Source organism: Nostoc sp. JL34, assembly GCF_017114945.1.
Lineage (GTDB): Bacteria > Cyanobacteriota > Cyanobacteriia > Cyanobacteriales > Nostocaceae > Nostoc.
The window spans coordinates 19,325-41,801 of the sequence record NZ_JABXKQ010000152.1 but is presented as its reverse complement, the minus strand read 5'-3'; the positions used below and the strand labels follow the sequence as shown (position 1 = coordinate 41,801).

Sequence of the window (22,477 nt, the reverse complement as noted above, 5' to 3'; positions counted from 1 at the left end):
TTATTTACACCTTTTTCGGAATTATACACTATAAATAAAAGTTTTTGAGATTTTTTCCTGTTATAAAAGCTTTAATTCTCTGAGGGTAGATAATTAAGGAATTGACATGACCCTGATCCCCTTGCTTTTTGCATAGCTAGGAAGTGAGTTTTACTGTTTCATCTATCCCAAGATTAATCGGCCAGGATCGTCGCTTAATGAATAAACTCGATGTTATGGTAAAGCTATATGAAAAAATTTCATAAATCCTCTCTATAGATTCCATGTATGTTTCATGCACAGCAATTTTAGCGTTGACCGCAGTTGCTAACAGCAGGTTAATCGCTACCAATCATTGGCTGAAATGTCAAGCAAGATTGTAATAAATAAAACCAAACAAAACAAACACACACTTTAAAACTGGATGTTTCTCTCGCTTTCTCCAAAGATTGGCAAGATGGAAATCAAAACACATATGAATATGATGGAAAATCGAATTCTTTACGTTCGCCTTCCTTGTAACCCCATCTTTCCTATTGGGGTTGTCTATCTGAGCGATCATGTACACAAGCAGTTTCCTAGTATTGAACAGCGCATCTTTGATTTGGGAACAGTGCCACCTTTAGATTATAGTTCTGCTCTGGATCGCTGTATTGATGAATTTAAACCGACACTACTAGTATTTTCTTGGCGGGATATTCAAATTTATGCCCCAGTTGGTGGACGTGGTGGCAACCCGCTGCAAAATGCTTTTGAATTTTACTACGCTAAGAATCCTCTATTGAAACTACGCGGGGGATTGGGCGGTTTGCGAATCTTTATCGCTTACTATATGGAGTTGTGGCGTAACCAGGGTTTAATCAAACGCGGTTTAAAGCGGGCCCAAAAATATAATTCTGATGCTCGTGTAGTTGTAGGTGGGGGTGCAGTCAGCGTATTTTACGAACAATTAGGTAAAAGTTTACCCCAAGGGACAATTATTTCTGTAGGTGAAGGTGAAACCCTGCTGGAAAAACTTTTAAGTGGCAGAGATTTTCGAGATGAACGCTGTTATGTTGCCGGAGAAACTCAACCACGGCAACGGCTAATTCACGAACAACCCACTGCAATAGAAAAAACAGCTTGTAACTACGACTATATCGAAAGCATCTGGCCGGAATTTAACTATTACCTGCAAGAGCAAGACTTTTACATAGGTGTACAAACTAAGCGTGGTTGTCCTCACAACTGTTGTTATTGCGTCTACACTGTCGTTGAAGGCAAACAAGTACGCATCAACCCAGCAGATGAAGTCGTTGCTGAGATCCGCCAATTATACGATCGCGGCATTCGCAATTTCTGGTTTACCGATGCCCAATTCATCCCCGCGAAAAAATTTATCGCCGATGCTGTAGAACTCTTGCAAAAAATCGTCGATTCTGGTATGACAGATATCCACTGGGCAGCATATATCAGAGCCGACAATTTGACACCCGAATTGTGTGATTTGATGGCGAAAACTGGGATGAACTACTTTGAAATTGGCATTACCAGTGGTTCTCAAGAACTGGTGCGGAAAATGCGGATGGGATATAACCTGCGAAACGTCTTGCAAAACTGCCGTGATTTAAAAGCCGCTGGTTTCAACGACTTAGTTTCCGTCAACTACTCCTTTAACGTGATTGACGAACGTCCCGAAACCATCCGCCAAACCATCGCTTACCACCGCGAACTAGAACGGATTTTTGGGGCTGATAAAGTCGAACCTGCCATCTTCTTTATTGGACTACAACCCCATACCCATTTAGAAGAATATGCTTTCAAAGAAGGCATCCTCAAGCCAGGGTATGATCCAATGAGTTTGATGCCGTGGACAGCTAAAAAACTCCTCTGGAATCCCGAACCTCTTGGCTCATTCTTCGGCGAAGTCTGCTTGCAAGCTTGGCAACAAAACCCCAACGACTTCGGGCGCGAAGTTATGAATATCTTAGAAGAGAAGCTGGGTTGTGCTGACTTAGAAGCAGCACTTACAGCACCATTAGAGACGAAAGAAAAACAGTTAGCAGGTATATCCTAAAAAACACAAGAATCCAGTGATATTCTCAATCTTGGTTTATCGTCGAAGGCATCGCTGATTCGGGTAGTGGTATAGGAGAAACTTGCGATTGATGATAATCAGCGCGATCGGCGATTGGCTTAAACAGATGGAGATAGCCAAATGTAATGAGTTATATCATGTTCGGGTAAAGACTTATCATTTAGACCGCAGGGGTGCAGGGGGCAGGGGGCAGGGAGAAAGAGGTTTTCCTGATTTTTGCACGGATGCGGTAATCATAAGTAATTTTACCCGGACTTGATATTACGCACAGTTTAGCGCAACCCTTGGAGGCAATGGAGCCGTATCAGTATCCACTCAGCCATTGAGTAAGTTTTCTATAGTATCGGCATCATTGGGCAATGCTGCTGTTAAAACTTCACTGCCTGATGTGGTAACTAAAACATCATCTTCGATGCGGATTCCGCGCACATCGGTAAATTCAGATAAACGCTGCCAATTTACCACATTCTGATATTTTGAACGGACATTGGCATCGTTTAAAATTGCTGGTACTTGATAAAAACCAGGCTCAATTGTGACTAACATTCCTGGACGCAAGGGACGATTTAAACGGAGGTAGCCTAAGCCAAAGCGATCGCTCCTTTGGCGTCCCGCTTCATACCCTGCTAAATCACCCAAATCTTCCATATCATGGACATCTAAACCCAGTAGATGACCGATACCATGAGGGAAAAATAGCGCGTGGGCATCCATTTCTACTAAATCTTGGGGATTTCCTTGGAAAATGCCTAACTCTACTAAACCTTCAGCTATCACCGTAGCAGCTAGCAGATGAATATCCCCATACTCTACACCAGGGTGGATTTTGGCAATGCAAGCATCATGGGCTGCTAGCACAACATTATAAATATCTCTCTGAGTAGATGAAAACTTACCGGAAACTGGCCATGTGCGAGTGACATCACCTGCCCAACCCGTCTCAGTTTCAGCGCCAACATCAGCAAGCAGTAAGTCACCTGGTTGTAGAGGGTGGTGATACTCTTCGTTATGCAAAACTTCACCGTGAACAGTGACAATACTGTTGTAAGAGGTGGTCATATTGTGGGCAATAATTACCCCTTCCATCGCTGCACGAACTTCTGCTTCTAGTTTGGCTTGAAGTGTTGCTGCCATCCCAGCTTTGTGAGCCTCAACAGTGACAGCAGCAGCTTTTCGCAACTCGGTTAATGCAGCATCATCGTGGGTGAGGCGGAGAGAAACGATCGCCTTAGCTAACTCCAAGTCAATTCCTTGGGGAGGACTTTGTGGTAAAACCCATCTATTTAATAGCTGCGATTGCTGCGTCCAAGTCGCTGCATCTTGTACAGCAAGTGTGGCAGCATCTTCTACCCAAGATTCTAATTCTGCCATTGGTCGAGCCACATCCGCCCCAATCTTCTGGGCTATTTCCTCGCGCGTTGGCATTTCTCCATGCCAAAGGGCGCTGCTGGGTGAAGGGTCGTCGATGAATAGTTCTAGCTTACCCGCTTCTAAACGAATTGCCGCCTTTGATAAGGGCAGTCCGGCAAAATAGAGGAAATGACTGCTAGCGCGAAACGGAAAGGAATTTGCCGGAAAGTTGCGCGAACTGTTGCTACCTGACCACAGAATTGCTGGAAAATCAATCAAGTTGGCTAATTGTTGCCGTCGGAGGCGTAAAGTATCGCTGAGGGAAGTAGAAGTTTGTTGGATAAGCATAAATGTAAACTCAAAGAAAAGGATAAAGGTGATAGTTTTGCCTTTAATTAGTCGTTATCGTCTTTATCATCGTTTTTATCATCCTTGCGATCGTCATCTTTGTCGTGTTCTTTGTCGTTCTGCTTTGGCTGGTTAGGCTGTTGGGTAGGTTGTAAAACTGGTTTTTGTTGCTCAGTTGGAGCAGATGGCTGCGGTACTTCAACAACACAACTCACTAATCCTCCAGAAATTAACGCTAAGTTGACAGCAGCAAAGATGCTCCTGAAGATTTTTATCCTCATGTATTTGTTTTGCTTTAACATTGACCCTAGTTTTTGGAGATTGTATTCCTAATTTCTAAGGTACTGTATATGGCGGTTCTCATTTGGATTAACACAGGGTAGGGTCAATACGGTTTGGATAAGCTCTTGAGGTAGGGGAGACAGGGGAGGAAAGAGGGTTATTATTAAGCAATTATCTCTTCCCCTGCTTCTCTTCTCCCCCTGCTCGCCTCAACAGATAACTGTTGTGCTAACCTAACAACGTATGCCGCTTAAAAAGAATGGTAACGGTTGGCATAAATGTTTAACGCACTCCTGATAAATATATTGCTGTCCAATTTTCAAGGTGACTCTAATGGGACAAATCATTACTCAGGTTGATGCTTTTACCAATACGCCATTTGCAGGGAATCCTGCTGCTGTGTGTGTTTTGCCTACTCCCCAAGACGAGCGCTGGATGCAGAATGTGGCACAGGAGATGAATTTATCTGAGACGGCTTTTCTTGTAAGACAGGATGATGGCTTTAATCTGCGTTGGTTTACGCCCACGGTGGAAGTGCCGCTTTGTGGTCATGCAACTTTAGCTAGCGCCCATGTACTTTGGTCAGAGGGGTATCTGTCACCAAAGGAAGTTGCGCGTTTCTACACCAAAAGTGGAGTGCTGATTGCTAAATTGCAAGGTGAGTGGATTGAGTTAGATTTTCCTGTGAATCACTCACAAGCAACAGTCGCCCCGCGAGAACTCAAGGCTGCTTTGGGTGTACCATACAAATCTGTTTTCTTGAATTCCTTTGGCTATTTAGTGGAATTGGAATCTGAAGATTTGGTACGGCAAATACAGCCAAATTTTCAAATCCTGAAAACATTACCGATTTCTGAGATCATTGTCACCAGCCTGACGCACTCTGATTCTCAATATGATTTCGTCTCTCGCTTATTTGCACCAGGTTTAGGGATTGATGAAGACCCGGTGACTGGGGCCACCCATTGCTGTCTCGCTCCCTTCTGGCGCGATCGCTTGCACAAAGATGAGTTATTGGCTTATCAGGCTTCTAGTCGCGGTGGCGTGGTAAAAGTACGCTATACAGGAGGCGATCGCGTCTTTCTCGCTGGACAAGCCTTTACTGTTATGCGAGGTGAGTTAATCACCGCATAAAATCGATATTTTGCATCAAACGATTAAAATCGCGGCTACAAGAACAAAGTTTGCCTACACAGGCTTTGAAACCCTTGCTTTTAGGTTAGTTCACTTCCTGAGACTTAGTTTGTTTAGATGCGATTCTAATCGTTCGGTTCAATATTACAAATATATTCTCATTCAGCAACGCCACCAATGCAATGGCATTGTTAGTCGATGCAATTGCATTGTTAGTCGGTGCAATGGCATTGTTAGTCGATGCAATTGCATTGTTAGTCGATGCAATGGCATTGTTAGTCGATACAATCGCATTGCCAGAGGTTGGGTTAAAATGGCACAGCAATACAAATACTAAACAGTAAGAGCGTACTTGTGCCATTCGCAACTGTCACAATGAATATTCAAACAAGCCTATATTTTAATTTTAAAAATGTCTGCTAAACACAAAGATAGTAGAAGTTCTATCCAATCTCGTGACTGGCCAATAGAGCAATTACCAGGACTGGGACACGAGGAACAATCTCAACTACAAAATTTTGGGATTACTAGCACAGTAGCGCTAATCAAACAAGGCAAGACTCTAGAAGAAAGACTAGTGTTGGCAAACAAACTACAGATTCATCTTCAATATGTAAACAAATGGATGGCTTTGGCTGACTTGGCCCGTATTCCCAGTGTAGGCATACAATATTGTGGTTTATTGCTCCATGCGGGTATTGCTTCTGTACCACAGTTGGCTCAGACTCCCACTCATAGATTGCACCAACAAATTATGCGCTTGCAGGTAGCAACAATGCAGCGACGAGATTTATGTCCAGCGATTGAGCTAGTACAACAGTGGAGTCAGCAAGCGAAAATGGTGGGGAGTGGGGAGTGAGGGAGTAGGGGGAGTAGGGGGAGCAGGGGAAGCAGGGGGAGCAGGGGGAGCAGAATTAATAACCAATAACCAATGCCCAATGCCCAATGCCCAATACCCAATCCCTAATCCCCAATCCCCACTCTCTACTCTTTGGCTAAAACACCATTAAGGAAGATATCAGCGAGTCCTTCGGCCATTTGTTGCATTTCTTGGGGGGAAGCGTCAGGTTCTATGATGGTGTTGTTGGAAAAACCTGCGATCGCAAACATTCCTAAGAAAACTTTGGCAACTAGTTTGGCATCCCCTTGGCGATAAATACCTTTATCCATCGCTGTTTGAAAGAATGCTTCGCCGACATCGGTCATTTTGGTGATGACTTCTAATTGAATGCGATCGCGCAAATCGGGGTGAAACTGCACCTCCATAAAACAAACGCGCATCAAATCGGCATTTTTTTGGAAATTCCACATCCGGCGACGCATCACCTGAGCTACGGCTTTATAGCTGCCCATTTCACTTAATTCTGTCAGCAAATCGGTGAGAATCTCTACCCAGCCACTCGTGGCTACTTCCACTAAAATTGCTTTTTTATTGGGAAAATGACGAAATAGAGTGCCTTCAGCTACACCTGCTGCTTGTGCTAAGTCGCGGGTGGTAGTACCATCAAATCCCTTAGAGGCAAACAACCGTTGTGCTGCCTCTAAAATCCGGGTGCGCGTCTGAGCCTCGGAGGGCGGGGAAGAATTAAAAACTCGCATAACAGTTATGGTTAGATATCCGTAACAGGACTTGTAGCATTATTGTCTAATGTCAAATACAAAGACCCACTGAAAGCTTAATACAAGATTAACGCCCTTTTGCTAAGTATCCTGTTATTTAGGTAATGTAACTTTATCTTAATTTTCGCTTATGAACCAGAGCAGTCGGTCAATTTGGGATTTTAAATTGGGGATTTTGGATTGGTCAGATCAAGTATCTGTCATATTGCGGCGGTTGTTTGTCACTTTGTTGACTTTGAGCGTTCTCTTGTGGGGATTACTACCAGAAGTAGCTCTAGCTCAAACTCAGACGGCACCTCCTCCTCAAAAAGTCGAATCTCAAACCCCGCCAGTTCAAAGTTCGATCCAACCTTATTTGGATCGAGTCATCAAGCAGTTAACGGAGTTTCGCCTCGACAATGGTCTAAAATTCCTTGTCTTGGAACGGCATCAAGCGCCCGTGGTTTCTTTTCTTACTTATGCAAATGTCGGTGGTGTAGATGAGACAAATGGCAAAACTGGCGTAGCTCACTTTCTAGAACATTTGGCGTTTAAAGGTACGACGCGCATTGGTACACAAGACTACAAAAAAGAAAAACCGCTACTAGACACCTTAGAGCAGTTGAATGCCCAAATTAAAACAGCGAAAGCCGATGGCAAAAAAGCTGAGGTTGCTCGATTACAAACTGAGTTTGAGCAAGTGGAATTGCAAGCAGCCAAACTAGTCAAGCAAAACGAATTGGGGCAAATTGTCGAACAAGCGGGAGGTGTGGGTTTAAATGCCAATACTTCTACTGAAGCCACCCGTTATTTCTACAGCTTTCCTGCCAATAAGCTAGAACTTTGGATGTCGTTGGAGTCGGAGCGATTTCTCGATCCGGTAATTCGTCGTGAGTTTTATAAAGAGAAAGATGTAATTTTAGAGGAGCGACGGATGCGGGTGGAAAATTCACCCATTGGATTGATGGTGGAAAAATTTATCGATACAGCTTATAAAGTCCATCCCTACAGGCGTCCGGTGATTGGTTATGACGAAGATATCCGCAATCTGACACCAGAAGATGTCCAGAATTTTTTTGATACTCACTACGTACCAAGTAATTTAGCGATCGCTATTGTCGGAGATGTCAAGCCGGCTGAGGTGAAAAAACTGGCGCAAACTTATTTTGGCCGCTTTCAAGCCAAAACCAAAGCTGTTGAACAAATCCCGGTGGAACCGCCACAACAACAAACACGGGAAGTTACTTTACAGCTAGCTTCTCAACCTTGGTATTTAGAAGGTTATCATCGTCCGGCTGTGACTCATCCAGATAATGCCGTCTATGAAATCATTGGCAGTTTATTAAGTGATGGGCGCACGTCGCGGTTGTATAAGTCTTTGGTAGAAAAGCAGCGTTTGGCGCTAAATGCTCAAGGTTACAGTGGATTTCCTGGAGATAAGTACCCAAACCTGATCTTTTTCTATGCTCTCACGGCTCCTGGTCATACAGTTGATGAGTTGGCGGTGGCTTTGCGCCAAGAAATTGACAAATTAAAAACTGAGCCTGTAGCTATGGCTGATTTGCAACGGGTGAAAACCCAAGCACGGGCGAGTTTGTTACGTACCCTCGATTCCAATATGGGAATGGCTCAACAATTGTTGGAATATGAGGTGAAAACTGGCTCTTGGCGGAATTTGTTTAAGCAGTTGGATGACATTTCGGCGGTGACAGCGGCTGATATTGAGCGGGTGGCAAAGGAGACTTTTACGCCGAAAAATCGCACGATTGGGAAGCTGTTGTCGAAAGAAGGATGAAAAACGAACCGCAAAGGAAGAGAGATATGCAGAGGTATAAGGTGAAGGGTAAACAATTCAAAATCCAAAATGGGAAGGGTCTGATTTATGCTTTGGTTGCTGTTTTTACGTGTTTACTTTTAACTTGTAATTTTTCTCTGGCGGCGACAGCTGAGGCAAAACATTACACAGAGTTGCAATTGCCACCGCTACCTGAGATCAAGTTACCCAAGTATGAGCGGTTTGTGCTTCAAAACGGCCTGGTTGTCTATTTGATGGAAGATCATGAGTTACCGTTGGTGAATGGTACGGCGTTTGTGCGGACAGGCAATCGCTTGGAACCATTAGAGAAAGTTGGTTTAGCTGGTTTTACAGGCGCGGTGATGCGAACTGGGGGAACTAAGAAGCATTCGGCTGATGAACTCAACGAGATACTAGAACAACGCGCGGCTTCGGTGGAAGCTAGTATTAGTGAAGCTGCTGGTAGTGCCAGCTTTGACGCCCTCAGTGAAGATTTAGAAACAGTGTTTGGGCTGTTTGCAGAGGTGCTGCGATCGCCAGCATTTGCTCAAGAAAAGCTAGACTTAGCTAAGACACAAGCTAAGGGTGGCATTGCGCGTCGCAATGACGATCCAGATGGGATTGCTAGTCGAGAATTTCGGAAGTTGATCTATGGCAAAGATAGTCCTTATGCTCGCACCATAGAGTATGCAACTGTAGATCAAATTTCCCGTGAGGATTTGCTCAAGTTTTATCAGCAATATTACCACCCCAATAATATGATTTTAGGGATTGTGGGGGATTTTGATGCCAAGAAAATGCGATCGCTCGTTCAAGCTAAGTTTGGCGACTGGAACCGCAACCCAGGTATTGCTAAACCCACATTACCAAAGGTTTCGCCAGCTAATACAGGTGGAGTCTTTTTTGTCAATCAGCCACAACTGACGCAGAGTAGTGTGCTGATTGGGCATTTGGGTGGACGGTTCGACAATCCCGATTATGCAGCGCTGGATGTATTGAATGGGGTGTTAAATGGATTTGGTGGACGCTTATTTAATGAATTGCGATCGCGCCAAGGTTTAGCTTACTCTGTCTATGGCCAGTGGAGTCCCCGTTTCGACTATCCTGGCATATTTATTGCTGGTGGACAAACGCGATCGGATGCTACCGTGCAGTTTGTCAAAGCCTTACAAGCTGAAATCAAGCGCACCCAAACTCAAAGAGTGACAGCAAAAGAACTCGCTTTTGCCAAAGAGTCTACACTCAACTCCTTTGTGTTCAACTTTCAAGACCCCAGCCAAACCTTATCACGGTTGATGCGATACGAATATTACGGCTATCCTGCTGATTTTCTCTTTCGCTATCAAAAAGCTGTCGCCGCCACCACGGCTGCTGATGTGCAACGGGTAGCACGAGAATACCTCAAACCAGAAAAGATCGTGACTCTAGTGGTGGGGAATCAAGCAGCCATTCAACCGCCATTGACGCAGCTAGCTGCACAGGTGACACCAATAGATGTGACAATTCCTGGTTCGCAGCCACAAGCCAAAAATTAATCCTGCGAACTACCACCAAACCTGAAGAGATGCGATATATCGTGTCTCTTTTCATCTGGATTGACTTATAGGCATCAACTTTAAAGAAAAAAGGTATGACAAGGCATTCATTAACTCTCACTAATACCAAACACCTCTTTTATAGACATATTTCAAGTATTTTTGTCTAGAATTTTATTCTAAAGCGCTTGATTTTTTTAAATAGAATTACACAATAGAAGAGAGGAATTATTGATTTATAGCTTCATGCTATTCCAGGATGGATTAACTAATCTCATTATGTTTGTGGAGACAAGGAAATGGCAGTAATAACAATATCAGACCTACAACATCCTAATAGTGACGAAAATCGACTCACTGAACTAACTACTTGGGAAATGAGAACTGTAGAGGGTGGAAGAAGAAAAACAAAAACAAAACTCGAAGGAGATACTTCTGGCATTCTTTCAAAAGAAGAACTAAGTGAGAGTGTTAATAATTGGCTAAATAATGTAGAGGAACAAATAGTAGATCTACGACAGCAACTTAGTGTTTGAGAACAATAAGACTTACACACAGTCTACAAATTATCAGCGCTCTTGGTGCCTTCTCTGCAAGACGCTGCGCGATGGCGGTTCGATAAATTAAGCTTTTTAGCAATTTTCGCGTAAGTCCTGAACAATTTTGAGCAAGAATAATTTCATAGTCGTTAGAATCGTGCGCTCTTAATTAATCTAAGAGCGCACGATTTTTATTTAAATATTTTTGCCATTAATTGAATACATAAATCTAAACCAATACGCTTGGCTGTTTGGAAAATTGTAGCTTGGGTTAAGCAAAGCGCAACCCAACAAATCCCCGGAAATGTTGGGTTTCGTTCCTCAAACGCCACTTGCTTCTCCCTTTGAGAGAAGGGGAGACGCTGCGCGTAGCTTGCTTCCCCGGAATGGTACAAGTCGGGAAACCGCAAGGGCACAGTGGCTCCCAAACCTACACAGTTTAAGGTTTTTGGCGCTAACCCAAGCGGATTGAAATCCAAACATAATTCGATTAAAGAAAGTTATTTATAAAATCTGTGATTATTCGGGGCTAGATGGAAGAATTAGTAATCATAATTATTCGCCTCCACGCCTCCCTAGCTTATCTAAAGCAATTATATTAATACTAGTTTACTAGTTTGCCAAGTGGCTTAAGCGCCTTGTCTAGTTAATTGAGATGGTGGCTGGATTTACGTCGTGCTGTAATAGTCCCAGTTTATCCCGTAGTCTATAAACCTGAAAAATTTTATGATTATCACTAATTAAATAAAACCATAAAGAAAGACGCAACCTATTTATTTATGTCTTACCAATCAGGTTTATAAGCTTGATTTTTATAAAATTTACAAATAAAAATGAAATCAGCAGTTAAGGAATACACAGCTTAATCACTGCCAAATCTGCTGAACTGCGACGATTATTTTAGGAGAAAATTATGGCGAGTATTGCTCTTTCCCAACTAAATACAACTGGTTCTGAACTGTTCCAAGATTCTGAAAGTTTCCTCAATGACTTGAACAATGTAGATTCCATCACTATTTATGGTGGTGGTGGTGGTGGTGGTGATGTTTCCAGCGTTGCCGAAGGTCTAGACCCACTTTTAGCTTACGGCATTAAGGGACAAGAGTTTGGACTATTAGCCTTTGGAGCTAGCTTGACTGCACACATCGTCAAGTCATACAGCGACAGTGATGCTTTCTTGTAATTGACTACTGAGCGACATTGCTCTGTAGAACTTTTTGAATTAGCGATTAAGCAATACACAGCTTAATCGCTAGCAAATCTGCTCAAGTGTGACAATCATTTTAGGAGAAAATTATGGCGAGTATTGCTCTTTCCCAACTAAATACCACTGGTTCTGAACTGTTCCAAGATTCTGAAAGTTTCCTCAACGACTTGAACAATGTAGATTCCATCACTATTTATGGTGGTGATAGTGATGTTTCTGATGTTGGCAACAATCTAGATCCACTTTTAGCTTACGGCATTAAGGGACAAGAGTTTGGACTATTAGCCTTTGGAGCTAGCTTGACTGCACACATCGTCAAGTCATATAGCGACGCTGATGCTTTCTTGTAATTGACTACTGAGCGACATTGCTCTGTAAAACTTTTTGAATTAGCGATTAAGCAATACACAGCTTAATCGCTAGCAAATCTGTTCTAAGTGTGACAATTATTTTAGGAGAAAATTATGGCGAGTATCGCTCTTTCCCAACTAAATACAACTGGTTCTGAACTGTTCCAAGATTCTGAAAGTTTCCTCAATGACTTGAACAATGTAGATTCCATCACTATTTATGGTGGTGGTGGTGGTGGTGGTGATGTTTCCAGCGTTGCCGAAGGTCTAGACCCACTTTTAGCTTACGGCATTAAGGGACAAGAGTTTGGACTATTAGCCTTTGGAGCTAGCTTGACTGCACACATAGTCAAGTCATATAGCGACACTGATGCTTTCTTGTAATTGTAATTAACTACTGAGCGACATTGCTCTGTAGGACTTTTTGAATTAGCGATTAAGCAATACACAGTTTAATCGCAACCAAATTCTGCTGAACTGTGACAATTATTTTAGGAGAAAATTATGGCGAGTATCGCTCTTTCCCAACTAAATACAACTGGTTCTGAACTGTTCCAAGATTCTGAAAGTTTCCTCAATGACTTGAACAATGTAGATTCCATCACTATTTATGGTGGTGGTGGTGGTGGTGGTGATGTTTCCAGCGTTGCCGAAGGTCTAGACCCACTTTTAGCTTACGGCATTAAGGGACAAGAGTTTGGACTATTAGCCTTTGGAGCTAGCTTGACTGCACACATCGTCAAGTCATACAGCGACAGTGATACTTACTTGTAATTGTAATTAACTACTGAGCAACATTGCTCTGTAGGACTTTTGGAATTAGCGATTAAGCAATACACAGCTTAATCGCTAGCTCCTCAGATTAAGCTGTGTATTGCTTCATCAAGCTCAATTAGAGCAGTTGATCAATTTTATTAGTTTTTTACCTGACCACGGAGCTAGATTATTAAGTAATTAATGCTTAAGTCGGCTCACCTTTACTAATTGATCAATCAATGTTTCTTGGGAATATAAATCCATGTCAAAAATTACCATTTCTGATCTGTATATAGATGATTCAGAAAGTTTCCTTATAAAGGTGAACAACGTGGATTGTGTATCTATATATGCTGGTGCAGATGATGATCTTTCTCAGCTTTTGAATTATGGTGCGAAAAATCTAAATTTTGTATTGTTGGCATTTACTATCCATGAAGTTGCAGAGTTAGCAAAATCATTCAATACTCAATAATTTAGCAATCAGATTTTGTTACTGAAATTACTTGTGTAGGGATGGAACAGGAAAGAAGGAAATAGATGTGTACCTAGCTTCGCAAAAATCAAATAAGAGGATTATACATCCATTAGAAACTGTTTCACATATAACTTGCATAATTAGGGCAGGCAAGATGCCCACTCTACAAGAATTATGCTTAATTCTCTTATGCAAATTAGATGTTTTTTAGCTTAAAAACTAAACATTCCTAGACTTGTTTGAACATTTTCTTGATTAGTGATTCGTACAGTCGAAGACAAAAATAGGTCTTGTTTGATTAGTCCAGACATATTTAGACAGATATCATAGGTTCTTAATCTATTAAGAAATGTCTTCTAAATATGCAAGAAGTTTTAGTTGTTAAAATTGACACTGATCTAAAGCTATGGTATCATTTTCGTTGAGTTCTCAAAATGCTTTTGATTACCTAACTCTTCAGGGATTATGTACTCAAAATGAAAAGTTATTGATCAAAATCGATCTAATACCTGCTAAAAACTTTAATTTATTAATCAGCTTGCCAGATGAGCGGAAACTCCTAATTAAGCAAGAGCCTCACAAAAGAGAAGGCAAGACAGATGGGGAGTTTTTAAAAGAATGGCGAGTTCACAATTTTTTACAAACTTTCCCAGAACTAACCGATATTCGCTCATCTTTTTCAGAGGTAGTACATTTTGATGCAAATAATTCCATCATTGTTTTCAATTATCTAACGAACTATCGGGATTTGATGGATTTTTATGTAGAAAAGAATTTGAATTTATTTCCCATCGAGATTGCCAAGGTTGTTGGAACTACCTTGGCATCAGTTCATCGCCGAACTATTAACCGTCAAGACTATCAGGAGTTTTTCCAAAAGGTAAATATATTCAGCCAAGGAACTCCTAACTTGAATCTTGGAATGGATAGAGTTACCCCGGCAGTTTTTGGTAAGTTACCTACTGATGGGCTAAAGTTTTTATCTCTTTATCAACGTTATGATAGTTTAGGACAGGCGATCGCAGAGTTGAGTAATGCCTTCACCCCATCTTGTTTAACCCATAACGATCTGAAACTGAACAATATTCTTCTCTCTCTGAGTTGGGAAGAAGCTACTTTTGGTCAATCCTCTTCAGATGAGAGTATTATTCGATTGATTGATTGGGAACGTGGCGCTTGGGGAGATCCAGCTAGTGATTTAGGAACACTGATAGCCAGCTACTTACAACTTTGGCTACATAGCATGATTACTAGTAAAATGATGGCGATTCAAGAGTCTTTACGCCTAGCAACAACTCCGCTACATCTGCTCCAACCTTCTATTAGAGAGTTGGTGACTGCTTATCTCACTGCTTTCCCCGAAATTTTAGAACATCGTCCTGATTTCTTACAGAGGGTTATGCAGTTTTGCGGTTTGGCTTTGATTAAAGCTATTAAAGCCAAACTTCAGCACGAAAAAACCTTTGGTAATAAAGGTATTTGCATACTCCAAGTTGCTAAGAGTTTATTGTGCCGTCCAGAAGCATCCATACCAACAATTTTTGGTGTAGAGGCATCAGTCCTCTCTCCCATTAACTTATCTGCCGCTTCAAAATAAATTCAAAGTCAAAGAGGGGACGCAAACATTTTTTGTTTGTCTGTCCCTAATCTCTCTACATCATTGACAGGAAAATCTTATGCAACTATTAGATTCGCTGGCAAATCAACTGTCAGATATTCCAGAGTCATTGCAGACATCACTACAAGATATTGTTCATCAGGTTGAAATCCAGTCCCACTATTGTATTAGACATCCAGACTTTGAGGCAGTGGAAGTACCAGAATCGGTAGTCCCTCACTTTCAGCAATTATCTCTAGATTTCCAAAATAAGTTTTTGAGTTATCAACTACGTAGTTTACTTTACGCTCTCTACTACAACGGCTCGTCGAAAAGTCTTTTGTCATCCAATGCAGCAGCAACAAATTTGGCTTTGAACCAAAATCTCGAAAACAATACGTTATTCGGCGTAGATATAGCTTTTTACGATCGCTTACATGAAAATAACAGAGGTCTAGGTTACTGGAATCATGATTGGCTGGTTCTAAAAGAAGACATAGATGGTACTTTGGTGGTGCATAAGAACGGTTTGAGGCTGCACATTGAACCCAATATCTTACAACAAGCTGCTAATATCGGTGACTCGGTAGCAGTCAAAATGCCTAAAAATTTGGTACAAAACGGATTTTATATGGCAATTGCGAATGCAGCTATGCCTCGAAATTATCAAACTCTGGTACGTGTCTACTTCAATTTGACCCCAGAAGGTTCAGTTGCAGTCATGAATAGTTTGACTACCCAACTCAATGCTATATCCATTGCTTTCTCATTTAAAGCATTGTACAACCCTTCCGATTATGGGCGTTACGACTCAGCAGTGCTTTATTTTGACAAAAAACACTATGAACTTGTTCATCCAGTCTTAGAGAGGGTATATAGAGAAAACCAATTGCATTTTCAGGAGCAAGTACCTTTATTTACTAAGATGGTAGCACCAGGGATGGCGATCGCTGAAGAACCAGACCGCAAATTTGGTGACCAAGAAAGTTTTGGTACAAACCGCTGCCAAATTGTTGCTAATGGTTTGCTTGAGGCTTGGCATCTAGGGAATCATACGCCAGCAGATAGGATGGCAGCAATTGTCAGACATTTCTCGTTGTGGGAAATTGAATTACAACGTCCTTACCTCAATGCCAATTCGGATGATATTTACACTTCCTTGAATCTCTGAACTCCTGGACATGATCCTCTTGATTCCTGATTTTAAGATTATATTTTCGCTCACGAGGTAATTATATGACTCAAGAACTTTCCCAGTCTAATGAACAATTAAATCGCAAATTAAACTTTACTCATGAAGAATTGAAACAGATAGTCAAAGCTGTTTCCGTCGGCAAATATTCCTGGGCTTGTGTCTTAATTTTACGTTTTGGTGGTTACAATCCTCTCGAATATATACCCTGCCGCACCTACATTCGATTAATCAAAAACAACTGCCTATTTCGCAAAACAAACCGTCATCAAACTGATTATGGGAATTTAGGACTTTTTAAACTAGAGTCAACCTGGATTCAAGGGGGTAGTACTAAACGTAGTCCAAAGTGACATACTCCTACACTGTTAGAATCCGCACGCTATTTGCTCATGAGGGTTTCCCCATGAGCTATTCCTCAGCCAGATTTTTAATTATTTCTCCATTCTCCAAAGAGCGGAATATAGGCAGGCGATATCCTGCGGTTGTCCGATACGACCGAGAAGAGTCTGTGGTTCAATAATGTTGGCAAATAAATCCCGCCGTCCGCTCAGAGGTGCTTAGACTGTAACCAGTCCAGACTGTATTCGGCGAGTTCCCGCCAGCCACTGTCGATGGTGAGCGAGTGTCCACGATTGGCGAACTCCTGAAATTCAGTTACAGCCTTCGACTTTTTCCGATACAACTTGAGCGTACTTCTGACCATCACTGTCGGGGCTGTGTTGTCCTTTGCGCCGGCGATCAGCAGCAATGGCCCACGGGTGGCGTTTGTTACATTTACCCTGGTCGCTGAATTTGGGTTGAGGGTTGCACTGGCAGCCTGGAACAGCGGACGACCAGGGGCTGGCATCGCGTACTTTGCATACAATTCCCTAGCTTCCTGCTCCGAGACGGCGTTGGTGAAGCCGAAGCGAAATTGCTGTTCAGTCAGTGATACGGCGTGCCAAAAATTGCAGGGATTGCTCAGAACTGGGAATGCGGACTTCAACGCTGAGAGTGGCAGATCGGGCACACCGCGAGGTGCAGCAGGGTCGATAGCGATCGCAGCAGTGGCGAGATCCCGTCCGAGTAGATTCTGTACGAGCAATCCGCCGAAGGAATGGCCGATGAGAATGGGTTTGCGATCTAACGCCTCGATCTGTCCAGCAATGTAGTCAGCAATTTCGGTTACGCCATAGCCCGCGACGGCAGTAGCGTTTTTGCGAGTTGCCTCAGTGGTCTTAGAATCTCCTGGCCAGCTAACTGCGATCGCATCGTAGCCGTTCTCATAAAAGAACTCGATCCAATTGTTCCAAGACTCTGCATGAAGCCAAAGTCCATGAACAAAGACGATCAAACTCCTGGTGGAATTTTTGGGTAACATCTGTAAACTCCTTGCTATGGGATCGGCGGTGTTGTCTTCATGCATGATTGGATTGAAATGAAGTCCTTGCTAATCAAGTGACCTCAAAAGCAATCTGATAGAAATCAGCGAAGACCACCCGTGATATATAGCGTTTCGCCAGTCATCCATCCTGAATCGGAGGAGGCAAGAAAGACGGCAGCAGGTGCAATATCTTGCGGCTGTCCAATACGACCAAGCGAAGTCTGTGATTCGATAACTTTGCGGAATTCGAGAAATCCCGTCATTTCATGTGTTCCTTCCGTTTCGATTAAACCAGGGTTTAGCGAATTTACACGGATATTGCGCTTTCCTAGTTCTTTTGCCAGAGTCCTCGTCACGGCATCGACAGCCGCTTTGGTGGCGTTATAAACCGTGCCGTTCGCTGGTGAAAGAGTACTTACAACTGAACTAATGTTGATGATACTGCCACCTGTCGAGCCAAAGTGCTTGATGGCTTCTTGAGAAGTCAGGATTAGTCCCAGGACATTGAGATCGAACTGCTTGTGGAAGTGTTCTTCAGTAATATTTTCAATCGGCAAGTTCTCGTAGATACCAGCGTTATTCACCAAAATATCAAGTGTGCCAAATATCTTTTTTACCTCTGCAAATAGATGTTCGATATCTGCCTTTTTTGCAACATTTGCCTGCACTGCAACGGCTTTTCCACCTGCGCTGGCAATTTCAGCAACAACGCGATCGGCTGCTTCTTTGCTGGAGGAGTAATTGACAACAACAGCTGCACCTTCATCTGCCAGATGTTTGGCAATAGAAGCACCGATTCCTTTGGATGCGCCCGTAACGACTGCAATTTTTCCTTCAAGTTTTTTCATGATTGTGAGTGCTATGTTTGTTGAGTTTGGAAGCTTTAAGTCTGGGTTAGTGATGTTGGTTATGCTTCATTGTTCAACTTTCATTCAATTAAGAACACTCAAGTTATTTGAGTTAAGATGCAACTTACAGGGGATTTCAAGAAGCTTGAAATACATAAACTTTGTTTATTAGCTAAGGAGAAAGCCTGTTTTCCTTCTGAATTCGGCTGTAATTTAGTATGGAAGTTCTACTCATTTCATCACGAGCGAACAGACACCAAGCGTGATATTCTTCAGTAGGGATAAAAAAAGCTCGCCTCCTTTGCACTCACTAAACTTTTCGTCAGCGCCAAGTGCAGGCTACGTCAAGATGAAGCATCCCGCAGAAAAAGACTTGCTCTACCCTCTAGCACTACCTACTTGCCTGTGGACTCCAATGTGACAAAATTTAGGCGCGGTAGCTCCCCTTATGGGCGGGTGAGAGGAGTAATTGTATCGCCTTTGGGGTGGCAGCGATTTCAAGCGGCAAAGGGGCAGGCGGAAGCTAAAGAAACCTGGGGCAAGCACTTCACACAAGAAGAAATTAGCGATCGCACTGGACTTTCACTCAATACTCTCGCCCGGATTTTCAAGCGTGAACTAGGGGTAGATCGCCAATCATTAGAATATCTTTTCCGGGGATTTGGGCTGGAATTAACCAAGACAGATTTTACATCCCCCATTGCACCATTAGCATTGTCAATCCAACGAGCAAATTCCCAACAAGATTGGGACAATGCTGGGGATGTATCGGTGTTTTATGGTCGTGAAACAGAACTGGCGCAACTATGGCAGTGGATAATTTCTGAGCAGTGCCGCGTTGTTGGCTTACAGGGGATCGGTGGCATTGGCAAAAGTACGATCGCCATCAAGGCTGCGCTGCAAATGCAGGCAGAATTTGAAATGGTGGTTTGGCGAAGTCTTTGCAATGCGCCACCGTTGGACGAACTTTTAACCAGCATACTGAAATTTTTCATGCCGATTCAGGGGGAAGATCCAGTTATTCCCACCACGCTGAATGAAAAGTTCTCTAAATTGATGCAGTATTTGCGATCGCATCGTTGTCTATTGATTCTGGATAATGCCGAAATTCTTCTGCACAGCGAACAGGTGGGACAGTGGCGACTCGGCTATGAAGATTACGGACAATTGCTCAGAACAATTGGAGAAACTCCCCACAAAAGTTGTTTGTTGCTGACAAGTCGAGAAAAGCCACGCGAAATTGCCCTGATGTCAGATGAAGATGGCGTAGTGCGATCGCTACTCTTGAGTGGACTCACACCCGATGATGGACGCGCCATCTTCCGAAAAAAGGGAGCGTTTACGGGTTCACAAGCAGAATGGAATACCCTAATTAACCATTATGGTGGCAACCCCCTAGCGCTGAAGCTAGTGGCAGCCGCCACCCTAGATTTATTTAACGGCAGCATTGCAGAGGTTTTAACTTATCTCGATCGGGGGATTTCTATATTTGAAGACATCCGCCATTTACTCGGTCGTCAGTTCGATCGCTTACCCAATAACGAACAGAGAGCGATGTTCTGGCAGGCGATTCATCGTGAGCCAGTCTCAATTGCAGAAATCCGGGAAAATGTTGTCGATCTTGTCTGTCAGCAGAGTCTACCCAATTTAATTAACTCACTGCTGAGGCGATCGTTGCTGGAAAAAACGGATAAGTTATTTTTCTCGCAACCAGTTGTAATGGAATTTGTCACTGAACGATTCATTCAGCAGGTTTGTAAAGAATTTGAGACTTCTCAGATTGATTTTCTGCGAACTCATGCCTTGATTCGAGTCCAGGCGAAAGATTATGTGCGAGAAACGCAATTGCGGCTAATTGTGCAACCTGTAATTGAGCGACTCCTGTCTCGTTTTGGGAGTGTGTCAGCAATTGAGACGAGAGCAAGACAACTACTGATGCAGCGCCAAAAATCAGGATATCTCGCAGGCAACCTGATCAATCTTCTAGTACAACTGCAAGTGGATTTGTGTGGTTCTAACTTTTCTGAGCTAGTGGTGCAGCAAGCCGACTTGCGGCAGGTCAATTTGGCAGGGGTCAATTTTCAAAATGCCGATTTAACCAAGTCCATCTTTTCAGAGACATTAGGGATTGCAGTCTCCATCGACATCAGCCCAGACGGTCAAATCGTCGCAGTCGGCGATTCAAACGGCTTGGTGTATCTTTGGCATATTACTACAACTCAACTATTAGCTACCTTTGAAGGACACACGGGTTGGGTGTGGTCGATTGCCTTTAGTCCCGATGGCAAAACATTAGCTAGCTGTAGTAGTGATGCTTCAGTAAGGTTGTGGGATGTCCAAAGCGGTCAGTGCCTGCGGATATTTACGGGACATATCGGGTGTGTCTGGTCAGTGAGCTTTAGCCCTAACGGTCAACGATTAGCCAGTGGCGGCGACGATCAAACGGTGCGAGTGTGGAATTTACAGGGGCAATGTCTTCATGTTTTGCAGGGACACACAAAAAATGTTTACTCGGTTCACTTCTCTCCTGACAATCAAACCTTAGCTAGTGGTAGCAAAGATACCTCCATTCGGCTTTGGCATGTCGTGAATGGCAACTGCCTAGGGGTGTTAGAGGGGCATACGGATGGAGTTCGTTGTGTGCGCTACAGCCCGGATGGTCAATTGCTGGCTAGTGGCAGTCACGATCGCTCTATTCGCCTGTGGAGTGGGCAACTTCACAAAGGCGATCGTCAATCAAATCCTCATGTCAAGGTATTGCATGGACATACCAATTGGGTTTGGAGTATTGCGTTTAGCCCGAATGGTGATATTTTGGCGAGTGGAAGTGACGATGGTACTCTGCGCTTTTGGAATGTCCAAGATGAACAATGTATCAACGTTCTTAGCGGTGATACCAACGAAGTTTTTGCAATTGCCATCAGTGGCGATGGTCAACTATTGGCAAGTGCAACTCAAGACCAAACGGTGCGGGTGTGGAATCTACAAAGCGGGCAAAGCCTGAAAACGTTGCGCGGATACAATAGTGGTATTCGCTCCCTGAGCCTCAGCTCCAACGGTCAAATGTTCGCCAGTGGCAGTCAGGATGAAGCCATCCACCTGTGGCATTTGCAGGTTAATGACAATTTACCACCACGTCCCTACAAAACCTTCTACAAAGTGACCAATTGGGCTTCATCTGTAAGCTTTAGCCCCGATGGTCAAAGTTTGGCGACCAATGGACAGGATCGCTTATCGATTTCAGTCTGGGATGTGCAAACAGGACATCTCAATCAATGGTCATCAGGTCATACTGAACCTGTGAAGGCAGTTCTATTCAATCCAAAGGGGCAAACCCTGGCAAGCAGTAGTTACGATCGCACCGTGCGATTATGGGATGTGCAGACTCATCACTGTTTGTGGGTGCTGCGCGGTCATGAAAGCGGTGTTTGGCCCATCGCCTTCGATCCTAGCGGTCAACGGCTAGCAAGTGGTAGTTTTGACCACACAATTCGTCTTTGGAATTTGCAAACCGGGAAATGTCTGCGGATATTACAGGGTCACGCTGGCGGACTTTATGGAGTGGCATTCGATCCTAGCGGTCAACGGCTGGCAAGTGGCAGTTTTGACCACACTATTCGTCTTTGGGATCTGCAAACCGGAGAATGTCTGCGGGTGTTGCAGGGGCATACAGGTGGTGTTTGGACTCTTGCCATCAGCCCAGATGGTCAAACTTTGGCAAGTGGCAGTAACGATCAGACTATTCGACTATGGAATCTACAAACAGGGCAGTGCCTTCAGGTCTTGCAAGAGCATACACGTTGGGTTGCTTCAGTGGTATTTAGCTTTGATGGTCAAATTTTATTAAGTGGCAGTCACGATCGCACGATTAAGCTGTGGGATGTAACAACAGGACGCTGTATCAAAACGTTGATGGCCGATCGTCTTTATGAAGGCATGAATATCAAAGGAGCAATGGGATTGACTGAAGCTCAAAAAGCTACTCTGAAAGCCTTAGGGGCAATTGAGCATTAAGGCGAAAAGGACTTATAGTTGAGCGCGAATT

22 protein-coding genes are annotated in these 22,477 nt (G+C 43.3%); 16 read left to right on the top strand and 6 right to left on the bottom strand.

The annotated features are described in order from the left end of the window. Positions 1-460 precede the first annotated feature (460 nt). Entirely contained in the window at positions 461-2,035 is a 1,575-nt protein-coding gene (locus HWQ44_RS27990) for a photosystem II high light acclimation radical SAM protein (RefSeq protein WP_292725246.1), read from the top strand. 336 nt (positions 2,036-2,371) lie between these two features. Here the strand turns inward: HWQ44_RS27990 and HWQ44_RS27985 are convergent, their stop codons facing one another. Together HWQ44_RS27985 and HWQ44_RS27980 are read right to left on the bottom strand one after the other, a co-directional pair. After that, complete coding sequence (locus HWQ44_RS27985; protein ID WP_292725245.1) at positions 2,372-3,754, bottom strand: aminopeptidase P family protein; 1,383 nt, start codon at positions 3,752-3,754, stop codon at positions 2,372-2,374. Positions 3,755-3,801: 47 nt separating this feature from the next. Continuing rightward, a complete protein-coding gene (locus HWQ44_RS27980) occupies positions 3,802-4,035 on the bottom strand; it encodes a hypothetical protein (protein ID WP_292725244.1) in 234 nt (77 codons plus the stop codon). Positions 4,036-4,369: 334 nt separating this feature from the next. On the opposite strand from HWQ44_RS27980, the gene HWQ44_RS27975 reads away from it, so the two are divergent. From HWQ44_RS27975 to HWQ44_RS27965, 3 genes are all read left to right on the top strand, one after another. After that, complete coding sequence (locus tag HWQ44_RS27975; RefSeq protein WP_292725243.1) at positions 4,370-5,170, top strand: PhzF family phenazine biosynthesis protein; 801 nt, start codon at positions 4,370-4,372, stop codon at positions 5,168-5,170. Positions 5,171-5,352: 182 nt separating this feature from the next. Next, complete coding sequence (locus HWQ44_RS27970) at positions 5,353-5,514, top strand: hypothetical protein (protein WP_292725242.1); 162 nt, start codon at positions 5,353-5,355, stop codon at positions 5,512-5,514. Positions 5,515-5,582: 68 nt separating this feature from the next. Continuing rightward, on the top strand, positions 5,583-6,029 hold the full coding sequence (locus tag HWQ44_RS27965) for a DUF4332 domain-containing protein (RefSeq protein WP_292725241.1): 447 nt from the start codon (positions 5,583-5,585) through the stop codon (positions 6,027-6,029). Positions 6,030-6,154: 125 nt separating this feature from the next. Here HWQ44_RS27965 and HWQ44_RS27960 read toward each other — a convergent pair whose 3' ends face one another. Beyond that, positions 6,155-6,769, bottom strand: a complete 615-nt coding sequence (locus HWQ44_RS27960; RefSeq protein WP_292725240.1) for a TetR/AcrR family transcriptional regulator — start codon at positions 6,767-6,769, stop codon at positions 6,155-6,157. Between the two features lie 151 nt (positions 6,770-6,920). Between HWQ44_RS27960 and HWQ44_RS27955 the strand changes: the two genes are divergently transcribed. The 3 genes from HWQ44_RS27955 to HWQ44_RS27945 all read left to right on the top strand — a co-directional run bounded on the left by HWQ44_RS27955 (position 6,921) and on the right by HWQ44_RS27945 (position 10,635). Then, complete coding sequence (locus tag HWQ44_RS27955; RefSeq protein ID WP_292725239.1) at positions 6,921-8,564, top strand: pitrilysin family protein; 1,644 nt, start codon at positions 6,921-6,923, stop codon at positions 8,562-8,564. Between the two features lie 26 nt (positions 8,565-8,590). Then, positions 8,591-10,099 (top strand): pitrilysin family protein, encoded by a 1,509-nt coding sequence (locus tag HWQ44_RS27950; protein WP_292725238.1) that lies wholly within the window; start codon positions 8,591-8,593, stop codon positions 10,097-10,099. 299 nt (positions 10,100-10,398) lie between these two features. Beyond that, positions 10,399-10,635, top strand: coding sequence for a hypothetical protein (locus HWQ44_RS27945; RefSeq protein ID WP_292725237.1), 237 nt, complete (start codon positions 10,399-10,401; stop codon positions 10,633-10,635). Between the two features lie 194 nt (positions 10,636-10,829). On the opposite strand, the gene HWQ44_RS27940 is transcribed toward HWQ44_RS27945, so the two are convergent. Beyond that, a complete protein-coding gene (locus tag HWQ44_RS27940) occupies positions 10,830-11,117 on the bottom strand; it encodes a hypothetical protein (RefSeq protein ID WP_292725236.1) in 288 nt (95 codons plus the stop codon). 434 nt (positions 11,118-11,551) lie between these two features. Here HWQ44_RS27940 and HWQ44_RS27935 point away from each other — a divergent pair, with 434 nt between their 5' ends. From HWQ44_RS27935 to HWQ44_RS27900, 8 genes are all read left to right on the top strand, one after another. Then, the gene (locus tag HWQ44_RS27935) at positions 11,552-11,821 is read left to right on the top strand and encodes a hypothetical protein (RefSeq protein WP_292725235.1); all 270 of its coding nucleotides are present in this window, start codon (positions 11,552-11,554) and stop codon (positions 11,819-11,821) included. A 113-nt stretch (positions 11,822-11,934) separates the two neighbouring features. Beyond that, positions 11,935-12,195, top strand: a complete 261-nt coding sequence (locus HWQ44_RS27930) for a hypothetical protein (RefSeq protein ID WP_292725234.1) — start codon at positions 11,935-11,937, stop codon at positions 12,193-12,195. A 114-nt stretch (positions 12,196-12,309) separates the two neighbouring features. Next, positions 12,310-12,579, top strand: coding sequence for a hypothetical protein (locus tag HWQ44_RS27925; RefSeq protein ID WP_292725233.1), 270 nt, complete (start codon positions 12,310-12,312; stop codon positions 12,577-12,579). A gap of 120 nt (positions 12,580-12,699) precedes the next feature. Then, entirely contained in the window at positions 12,700-12,969 is a 270-nt protein-coding gene (locus HWQ44_RS27920; RefSeq protein ID WP_292725232.1) for a hypothetical protein, read from the top strand. A gap of 244 nt (positions 12,970-13,213) precedes the next feature. Then, the gene (locus HWQ44_RS27915) at positions 13,214-13,426 is read left to right on the top strand and encodes a hypothetical protein (protein WP_292725231.1); all 213 of its coding nucleotides are present in this window, start codon (positions 13,214-13,216) and stop codon (positions 13,424-13,426) included. A gap of 409 nt (positions 13,427-13,835) precedes the next feature. Beyond that, positions 13,836-15,026, top strand: a complete 1,191-nt coding sequence (locus HWQ44_RS27910; RefSeq protein WP_292725230.1) for a phosphotransferase — start codon at positions 13,836-13,838, stop codon at positions 15,024-15,026. Between the two features lie 79 nt (positions 15,027-15,105). Beyond that, a complete protein-coding gene (locus HWQ44_RS27905) occupies positions 15,106-16,197 on the top strand; it encodes a T3SS effector HopA1 family protein (RefSeq protein WP_292725229.1) in 1,092 nt (363 codons plus the stop codon). Between the two features lie 65 nt (positions 16,198-16,262). Beyond that, positions 16,263-16,571 (top strand): HetP family heterocyst commitment protein, encoded by a 309-nt coding sequence (locus HWQ44_RS27900; protein ID WP_292725228.1) that lies wholly within the window; start codon positions 16,263-16,265, stop codon positions 16,569-16,571. A gap of 197 nt (positions 16,572-16,768) precedes the next feature. On the opposite strand, the gene HWQ44_RS27895 is transcribed toward HWQ44_RS27900, so the two are convergent. After that, positions 16,769-17,581 carry an alpha/beta hydrolase gene (locus HWQ44_RS27895; RefSeq protein ID WP_292725227.1) on the bottom strand — a complete coding sequence of 271 codons (813 nt, stop codon included), beginning with the start codon at positions 17,579-17,581 and terminating at the stop codon, positions 16,769-16,771. 104 nt (positions 17,582-17,685) lie between these two features. Next, on the bottom strand, positions 17,686-18,432 hold the full coding sequence (locus HWQ44_RS27890; RefSeq protein ID WP_292725226.1) for a glucose 1-dehydrogenase: 747 nt from the start codon (positions 18,430-18,432) through the stop codon (positions 17,686-17,688). Positions 18,433-18,849: 417 nt separating this feature from the next. Here HWQ44_RS27890 and HWQ44_RS27885 point away from each other — a divergent pair, with 417 nt between their 5' ends. After that, a complete protein-coding gene (locus HWQ44_RS27885; protein ID WP_292725225.1) occupies positions 18,850-22,446 on the top strand; it encodes an NB-ARC domain-containing protein in 3,597 nt (1,198 codons plus the stop codon). Positions 22,447-22,477 lie beyond the last annotated feature (31 nt).